Here is a 9285-nt window from a genome sequence, read left to right on the forward strand (position 1 = left end):
CTGAATGACCGAAGCTCTCTATCATCGCCCCTTAAAATTTAAATCACCTCTGGTTGCAGATGTATTATCCGCATTAAAGACATTGGGGCATCTGGTGTATTTAAATAATAATGGTCAGCCTTTTATTGCCTGCTGTGCTCAAGAATATTTTATTGTGCAGCAATCACATATTCAGTCGTTTCAAAGAGTGGAAATTGAACAATATCAACTCAGATCATCTGAGTTTAGTTTAGAAATTGATGCATTAAGAAATCCTCACAAGACTGGATTTCATGGAGGTTATGTCGGTTTTGTTGGCTATGATTATGCGGCTCAGCAATATATTCAGTATCCGGACCGCTCTCAACCTGGTTTATTTATTGGTCAATTTTCTTCCTATATTAAACCAAGCTCTGAGGGATGGATGTTCTATAGTGATGATCCAGAGGCAGAGCAGATCTTCGATTATATTCAGAACTTACTTAATCAAAATAAAATTCGTCCGACGTTTCAGTTAATAAGCCCTTGTACTTCACGCTGGACCAAAACGGTCTACAGCAAGGCATTTCAGAAAATTCAGGATTATATTATTACAGGTGACTGCTATCAGATTAATCTGACACAAGAATTTAATGGTCGCGCCCAAGGTTCCCTCTTAGCAACCGCCCAAGCCTTCTGGACATTAACCGAAGCGCCTTATGCGGGTTATTTGCGTATTGGTGATTTTGAATTATTAAGCTGCTCACCCGAGTTGTTCATTGATTTTGAAACGAAGCGAAAAATTATTACCAAACCGATTAAAGGCACAATGCCCCGTTTTACTGATCCAGTGCTCGATGAACAATCCAGGCAGACCCTAAAAGCCTCAGAAAAAGATCAGGCAGAAAATGTCATGATTGTGGATTTATTACGTAATGATTTAAGTGTTTATGCCGAAACAGGCTCAGTCAAAACACCGAAATTATTTAGTATTGAAAGTTTCAATCAAGTTCATCATATGGTCAGTGAAGTTGAAGCGACTTTAAAAGCAGATATCAATCCTTTTGAAGTACTCATGTCTGCTCTTCCAGGTGGCTCGATTACAGGCGCACCCAAAATTCGGGCCATGCAGATTATTGAAGAACTTGAGGGTGCACCACGTGGTGCTTACTGTGGTTCTATGGGCTATTTCAATTTCGATGGCACTGGCTCCTGGAATATTCTGATTCGCTCGATTCAAAAGTATCAGGAAGATATTTCTTTATGGGCCGGTGGTGGTATTACCATTTCTTCAGATTGTGATGCGGAATATCAAGAATGCTTTGATAAGGTTTCAGCGATGCTTGATCTGTTAAATACCTGGTATCAGCTTGAATAAATAAAAAGTGAATTTTAAGATGCGCTTTTTACTACAAATCTCCCCCTTGCGCAGCAATGCTTCTCACCTTTAATAAAGATGAGAATGCCTCCCTTTAAAACGGGAGGCTAGAAAGGATTTTAATTACACAAAATCTCATTTTTTAGCGTATCTACTAAACGCTGATTTTGCTCATCTGTACCAATCGTAATACGCAAGAATTGATTAATACGAGGTTTGTTGAAATAACGCACAATAATACCACGCTCACGTAACTCACTCGCGAGTTCACCTGCATCTTTAGATACGAATGTGGCAAAAATAAAGTTTGCACTCGAAGGTAATACCTTAAAACCAAGCTCATTCAGCTGAGCTACCAACTTTTCACGACTGGCAATGACTTTCTGATTTTGTGCCTCAAAGTATTCCTGATCTTCAAAAGAAGCCACCGCTGCCGCAATCGCAAAACGATCCATCGGATAAGAGTTGAAACTGTTTTTGACTGCTTCAAGTGCTGCAATTAAATGTGGCTGAGCAATGGCAAAACCCACACGTAATCCTGCAAGAGAACGCGACTTCGATGCAGTTTGACATACCACTAGGTTTTCGTATTTCTCAATCAGCTTGACTGCCGATTCAGCGCCAAAGTCGACATAGGCTTCATCAATCACCACCACTGAATCTGGATTGGCTTGCAGAATTTCTTCAATCGCAACCAAACCAAGATCAATACTGGTTGGCGCATTCGGATTAGTGATGATAATGCCGCCATTGGCTTGTTTATAATCATCTACCACAATTTCAAAGTCATCATTGAGTGGTAAAATTTTGGTTTTCACCCCAAAGAACTGACTATAAACCGGATAGAAACTATAGGTGATGTCTGGATAAAGCAATGGCTGTTCTTGAACAAAGAATGCTTTAAAAATGTGCGCTAAAACTTCATCCGAACCATTCCCGACAAAAACCGTCTCTACAGGCACATGTTGCTGTTTCGCAATGGCCTGTTTAAGTTCAGATGCATCAGGGTCAGGATAAAGACGCAGCACATCAGCTGAATTGGCCAATACCTGCTGCACTGCCGCAACCACTTTAGGCGATGGCGGATACGGATTTTCATTGGTATTCAGTTTTAAAATATTCTGGATTTTTGGCTGTTCACCCGGCGTATACGGTTCTAATTCACGTACGTCAGGACTCCAAAAACGCATTTGTTCTGTGGTGATATTCATTTTTAAATTCTCAAAGTTCCCTCTCCTAACCTCTCTTACATTCACTTTAAAACAATGCTTAAAGCTCATTCAGAGAGAGGAATATTCATTCTTTATAATATTTCCCCTCTCCTTAGTAGGAGAGAGTTAGAGAGAGGTTTTATATTTTTAATTACTGATAACGATAACGCGCCGATCTCGCATGCGCATCTAGATTTTCCTGCTGTGCCAAAATATCTGCTGTTTTCGCCAAGGTTTTAACACCCTCTTGTGAACACATGATCAGGCTTGATCGCTTCTGGAAATCATAAACCCCCAGCGGTGATGAAAAACGTGCTGTACCTGAAGTTGGCAAGACATGGTTTGGCCCGGCACAATAATCACCAATCGCTTCAGGGGTGTAACGACCCATGAAAATCGCGCCTGCATGGCGAATATCTTCTGCCATCTCTTGTGCTTCATCTAAACATAGCATGAGATGTTCTGGCGCCACTTGGTTAATCAGCTCAGCACCTTCAGCACGGTCTTTTACCAATACCAAAGCACCGCGGTTCTCAATTGAAGTACGTGCAATATCTGCTTTCGGTAATGCTTCTAAGTGTTTTTCAATCCACTTTTCAACAGCATCTAAAAGTGCTTCATCAGGTGTAATGAAAACGGCTTGTGCCACAGTGTCATGTTCAGCCTGTGACAATAAGTCCATCGCCAACCATTCAGCGTTATTCTCGCCTTCGGCATAGACCAGAATCTCAGAAGGGCCTGCAATCATATCGATACCGACCTGACCAAACACCGCACGTTTTGCTGCAGCCACAAACCGGTTACCTGGTCCGGTAATTTTATCGACAGGTGGTACGGTTTCTGTACCATATGCGAGTGCTGCAACGGCTTGTGCACCACCAATCGTAAAGACACGTGTTACGCCAGCCAAATATGCAGCAGCCAATACCAATGGATTGAGTTCACCATTCGGGGCAGGCACCACCATAATAATTTCAGGGACACCCGCCACATGTGCAGGTACGGCATTCATCAGTACTGAGGATGGATAAGATGCCAGACCACCCGGCACATAAATCCCGACACGATCCAGTGGAGTCACTTTCTGACCGAGCGTATTCCCCAAAGCATCGACATAAGTCCAGCCATCTTGTTTTTGGGCCTGGTGAAACTCACGCACACGCGCTGCAGCTAATTCCAGTGCTTCACGAACTTCAGTCGTTAAACCTTCAAAGGCAGCTTTGAGCTGCTCTTGTGTCAGTTCTAGCTCTGAAAATTGATGCGCCGGATGTCGATCGAACTGTTGAGTGAGTTTAAGAACATGTGCATCACCATGCTGACGAACATCAGCAATAATTTGATCTACAGTTTTTAAAAGTTCAGGATCATTCACAGTCTCAAAAGCCAACAAGTCAGCAAATGCTTGCTTGAAGTTTTGATCTTGGGTCGATAAACGTCGCATCAATTTACCCATCAGGTTTGAATTCGAAGGCTTTAGTTTACCTGTTTTCTAGGCTTTTGTCGGCAGACATAGTGCTCTAGCTCTATGAGTTTTATTGAAAATAGCTTTGGGTAAAATTGATGAAAGGATTTAAATAGAATCTGATATATAGAGAAATAAGAAACCGCCCGGATTGGGCGGTTTCTTAAGCAATCAATTTTAAGCCTGTTTTGCCTTTTCGCGTTCTTCGACTGCTTTTTCAAGCTGAGCCAGAATCGGATTTAACAAGGCTTGCTTACGTTTGAAGCTGGCTTTATTGACGATTAAACGTGAAGAGACTTTACAGATTTCTTCAAGTGGCTCTAAACCATTGGCACGTAAGGTATTACCAGTATCGACCACATCGACAATGTAATCGCCCAGACCGACCAATGGTGCAAGTTCCATTGAACCATACAACTTGATCACATCGACTTGCTCACCCAAGCTGGCATAGTATTGCCGGGTTAAATTCACGTACTTGGTCGCAATTTTCAAACGACCTTTAGGACGCTGCATCCCGACTTTACCAGCTGTCATCAATTTACAAACCGCAATTTTCAGGTCTAATGGTTCATAGACATTTTGCGCACCATGTTCCATCAATACATCTTTACCCGCTACACCAATATCGGCTGCACCATTTTCTACATAAGTCGGCACATCAGAAGCACGTAAAATTAAAATACGAACCTGTTTATGCGTAGTGGGGAAAATCAGTTTACGTGATTTATCCGGATCTTCCAGTAAATTAATCCCTGCTGTTTCAAGCAGTGGCAATGTTTCTTTTAAGATACGACCCTTACTTAATGCCAAAGTTAAACCATGATCAAAATTGCCCATTACGTCAAAGTTTGGATCATCGTTTCTCATATCGCTCATTAATTTACTCGCTTAATTTGGGCACCTAAACTTTGTAACTTTGCTTCTACATTTTCATAACCGCGGTCAATGTGATAAATACGGTCAATCAGTGTTTCACCTTCAGCGGCAAGTGCTGCCAGTACCAAAGAGAAAGAAGCACGTAAATCTGTTGCCATTACGGGTGCGGCAGAAAGTTTTTCTACCCCAGTTACGACAGCATCATTACCTTCGACCTGAATGTTTGCCCCCATACGGGCCAACTCAGGAACATGCATAAAACGGTTTTCAAAAATCGTTTCTGAAATTGTCGCAAAGCCTGCAGCAATGGCATTTACAGCCATGATCTGGGCTTGCATATCAGTTGGAAATTCTGGATGTGGCAAGGTCTGGAAGCTTACGGCTTTCGGACGTTTACCCAGCATATCTAACTCAATCCAGTCGTCGCCACGAGTGACTTCTGCGCCCATTTCTTCAAATTTATCCAGCACAGCTTCCATGAGGGATGGATCTGTGTGTGTGGTTTTGATACGACCACCTGTGATTGCAGCCGCCGCCAGATATGAACCCGTTTCAATCCGGTCAGCCACCACTGCATATTCACAGCCATGCAGACTTTCAACACCAGTCACGATTAACGTATCGGTATCCAAACCTTCAATTTTGGCCCCCATCTTGATCAGCATTTGCGCAAGATCAGTGATTTCAGGCTCACGTGCTGCATTGCGAATTGTGGTCACACCATCGGCCAAGACTGCAGCCATCAGAATATTTTCTGTACCACCGACAGTCACCATATCGAAAACGACTTCGCCACCTTTAAGACGGCCATCGACTTTGGCATGCACATAGCCTGCTTCAACTTCAATCTCTGCACCCAAAGCTTCCAACGCTTTTAAATGCTGATCAACAGGACGTGAACCAATTGCACAACCACCCGGCAAAGACACTTTTGCACTGCCATAGCGCGCCAATAAAGGGCCAAGCACTAAAATAGAAGCACGCATGGTTTTCACGAGCTCATATGGTGCAAACTGGTTATCTAATGTCGAGGTATCCGCAGTAACGGTATCACCTTCATAAGTCATGGTGATCCCAAGACCGGCAATTAGCTTCACCAATGTATTCACATCTTTCAGATCAGGAACATTTTTGAGCGTAATTGGCGTATCGGCAAGAATCATTGCTGCTAATAATGGAAGCGCGGCATTCTTAGCACCAGAAATACGCACTTCACCTTCGAGCTTGATACCGCCCTGAATTAAAAATTTATCCATTAATTTATTAAGCTCCAAATAAGCTTGCTTTGCGCCATTCTTCTTTTGTCATTGCTCGAATTGTCACTGCGTGAACTGCACCACTGGCAATATGGGCATTGAGAGGAGCATAAACAGCTTGTTGACGTGCAACTGGACGCTTACCTTCAAATTGATCATCCACAATACGGAGATCAAATTTTCCGCCCTGACCACTCACAGCAACATCCGCCTCGGGAAAAGCGGCTTCTAAAATTTCAGCGAGCTGTTCATTATTCATCACAAGACCTCTTATAGGACTAAGGGTGTAAAACGAGCCATTTTACTATAAATAGCAAAAATAATTCATGGATCCATACATTATATATATAAAAAAAAGAGGCTTTTAAAACCTCTTTTTCATCATTTGTCCTTTACAAAGCCAAAGCATGCTGCTGTAAATGCGTTTCCCGATAGCGATCAATCTGCCGTTTAAGTTTTTCGGTCAACATTTTAATTGACGTATACATATCATCTGCGGTGGCATGGGCAAAAAATTCAATGCCCGGTAATCTGATAATAGCCTCTGCGATATGGTTACTACTGCCCTTTCTGGAGCGTTTATCAATTTGATGATCTTTAGAGAGTTTCACTTGCATACTATTCACCTGATCAAGATGCTTGGTCATTTGTGAAAATTTGGTTTTTATACGTTCTTCAATTGCTGGCGTAATAGATAAATGATGTCCACGAATTGTTATTTGCATAGTTCTATCCCTCACCTTCGTTAGGATTAGAAGAGTCACAATATAAAATAATTTAAATACAGCAACTTATAACTCAAAAATCGTATTTTAAGCACTGATTCAAATCATTTTCACTGTTCCTCAAAAGAAAAAAGATTCATTATGCTGTCATAATGAATCTTTAGAATAGCCAGATTTTAAATTTTAGATCAAGACCTTTCGCTCAGAAGATGAAGGAATATGTAACGATTCACGATATTTCGCCACCGTCCGTCTTGCCACATCAATCCCTTCATTTTTCAATATATTGGCGATTGCATTATCAGACAAAGGCTTACGGGCATTTTCTTCAGAAACCAGTTTTTTGATCTTGGCACGAATGGCAGTAGATGAAGCCTCTCCACCTGAAGTCGTGCCCACATGACTCGAGAAGAAATATTTTAATTCAAATAAACCACGCGGTGTCAGCATATATTTATTGGTGGTCACACGAGATACGGTCGATTCATGCAATTCTACTTCTTCGGCAATATCTCTTAAAACCAAAGGTTTCATCCCTTCAGCGCCAATTTCCAAGAACATTTTCTGATGTTCAACAATACAGGTTGCCACTTTTAATAATGTTTTATGCCGCTCATCAACGCTTTTAATGAAATTTTTTGCTTCTAACATCTGGTTACGTAAATATTGATTATCGTCACTTTGATCTGCACGACGAATCATTTTGGCATAGAAAGGATTGACGCGTAATTTTGGCAGTACATCCGGATTTAAATTGACATGCCAAGCGTTATTCTTTTTCATGACCACAACATCTGGCACCTGATAATCCGATTCTTTATTTTCAAATTCCAAGCCCGGGTGAGGTTTCAGAGTTTTTAATAAATCTACCGCATAGCGTAACTGCTCTGGATTTAGCCCGGTTTGTTTAATTAATTTTGGCAGTTCATTACTAATCAGTAATTCATAATGTTGTAGAAGCTTGATTGCATCATTTCGGCAAGGCGTTGAGGCAGGTAAATGATCAAGCTGAACCAACAGACATTCTGCCAAACTTCTAGACCCTACACCCACCGGATCTAAACGCTGAATATGCTTTAATACGACCGCAACTTCATCATCTTCAATTTCCTCCTCACTCCCCATCAAGGATAGAAGATGTTGTACCGATGCAGTAATTTCAGTCAGCTCAGCATCTAAAAAGCCTTTGTCATCCAGGGAATCGACAATGCAATAAGCGATTAATTTATCAACCTGTGAAAAATTTAACAGGTTAATTTGCTCAAGCATATATTCCTGTAAGCTCTGATGCCCTTGACGATTGTCTTCTCGCTCTTCGAATTCAGCCGCACCTAAGCTGGTAGGTTGATGAGTATAGACATCATCCCAATCGGTATCTACAGGTAGGTCATCGGGAAGGTGATCCGCATTGAGTTCATTAGTTAGGTCTTTGTGTTCATTATTTGATTCAAGTGTCGATAAGCGTTCAAGGGTAATCTGTTCTTCAACTTTTTCTAATAGAGGGTTACTATCAAGTTGCAGTTGAACTTCTTGTTCCAGTTCCAGACTCGATAATTGTAATAGCCGAATTGCTTGCTGCAATTGTGGAGTTAATGACAGCGAGTTCGCAATTTTTAAGCCCACTGATAATCTCATTATAACCCCCTTAATTAAAAATCTTGTTCTATAAGCAATTTTTATGCCGTTTTAATTTTTATAACACAGTTTTACCAAAAAACATACGAACTGGCTTTCAAATTCTTATATTTCCCAAATTAATAATTCTCAAATATTTGATTTACAAGAACAAAAAATACCCATTAACGATTTCGCTAAGGGGTATTTTGAGTAAATTCAGAATATTATTTTTACTTTTTAATTTTGCTATAAATTCCGCGCACAAAAAAACACCCCCTGCTTATGCAGGGGGTGTTTCGAATAATGAGCTGGCGATGACTTACTCTCACATGGGTAACCCCACACTACCATCAGCGCAAAGAGGTTTCACTTCTGAGTTCGGGAAGGGATCAGGTGGTTCACTCTTGCTATTGTCGCCAGCACAACTGTTTATGGATACTCGCTTTGGTCTTATTTCGTCACTTTTCAGTGTATGCCAATGCTTTCTACCAAAAGAGTTATTAACAGAATATTTGTGTTGAATTAAGTTTGTTTAGTTTAACTAGCTTGATCACTAAATCAAGTTATTTTGCTTAATATCGAATCAATCGAGCTTTATACAACAACTGTTTGGGTGTTGTATAGTCAAGCCTCACGAGCAATTAGTATTGGTCAGCTTCATGCATCACTGCACTTCCACATCCAACCTATCAACGTCGTAGTCTTCAACGGCTCTTTAGAGGACATAAAGTCCTAGGGAAATCTTATCTTGAGGTAGGCTTCCCGCTTAGATGCTTTCAGCGGTTATCCCTTCCGAACA

Annotated in this window: 8 protein-coding genes and 2 rRNA genes; 1 reads left to right on the forward strand and 9 read right to left on the reverse strand. The window is 41.2% G+C overall.

The window, feature by feature from the left end; all coding sequences use genetic code 11:
• The first annotated feature begins 4 nt into the window (after positions 1-4).
• On the forward strand, positions 5-1336 hold the full coding sequence (locus FTU90_RS04015) for an anthranilate synthase component I family protein (RefSeq protein WP_159138546.1): 1332 nt from the start codon (positions 5-7) through the stop codon (positions 1334-1336).
• Positions 1337-1455: 119 nt separating this feature from the next.
• On the opposite strand, the gene hisC is transcribed toward FTU90_RS04015, so the two are convergent.
• From hisC to FTU90_RS04060, 9 genes are all read right to left on the reverse strand, one after another.
• Positions 1456-2547, reverse strand: coding sequence for a histidinol-phosphate transaminase (gene hisC, locus FTU90_RS04020; RefSeq protein WP_159138545.1), 1092 nt, complete (start codon positions 2545-2547; stop codon positions 1456-1458).
• 151 nt (positions 2548-2698) lie between these two features.
• On the reverse strand, positions 2699-4000 hold the full coding sequence (hisD, locus tag FTU90_RS04025) for a histidinol dehydrogenase (protein WP_081273097.1): 1302 nt from the start codon (positions 3998-4000) through the stop codon (positions 2699-2701).
• Positions 4001-4186: 186 nt separating this feature from the next.
• Positions 4187-4888, reverse strand: a complete 702-nt coding sequence (gene hisG / locus FTU90_RS04030) for an ATP phosphoribosyltransferase (protein ID WP_004646025.1) — start codon at positions 4886-4888, stop codon at positions 4187-4189.
• Complete coding sequence (gene murA / locus FTU90_RS04035) at positions 4888-6144, reverse strand: UDP-N-acetylglucosamine 1-carboxyvinyltransferase (RefSeq protein WP_005172524.1); 1257 nt, start codon at positions 6142-6144, stop codon at positions 4888-4890. Before murA ends, hisG begins: the two co-directional genes overlap by 1 nt.
• Before the next feature lie 7 nt (positions 6145-6151).
• A complete protein-coding gene (gene ibaG, locus FTU90_RS04040; RefSeq protein ID WP_004730742.1) occupies positions 6152-6403 on the reverse strand; it encodes a BolA family iron metabolism protein IbaG in 252 nt (83 codons plus the stop codon).
• A 133-nt stretch (positions 6404-6536) separates the two neighbouring features.
• On the reverse strand, positions 6537-6869 hold the full coding sequence (gene hpf, locus FTU90_RS04045; protein WP_159138543.1) for a ribosome hibernation-promoting factor, HPF/YfiA family: 333 nt from the start codon (positions 6867-6869) through the stop codon (positions 6537-6539).
• Between the two features lie 183 nt (positions 6870-7052).
• On the reverse strand, positions 7053-8504 hold the full coding sequence (locus FTU90_RS04050) for an RNA polymerase factor sigma-54 (RefSeq protein ID WP_159138542.1): 1452 nt from the start codon (positions 8502-8504) through the stop codon (positions 7053-7055).
• A 288-nt stretch (positions 8505-8792) separates the two neighbouring features.
• Positions 8793-8907 (reverse strand): 5S ribosomal RNA (rrf, locus tag FTU90_RS04055).
• A gap of 199 nt (positions 8908-9106) precedes the next feature.
• Positions 9107-9285 (reverse strand): 23S ribosomal RNA (locus tag FTU90_RS04060); the annotation flags it as partial.

This window comes from Acinetobacter sp. YH12200, from assembly GCF_013418175.1.
Classification (GTDB): Bacteria; Pseudomonadota; Gammaproteobacteria; order Pseudomonadales; family Moraxellaceae; genus Acinetobacter; species Acinetobacter pseudolwoffii.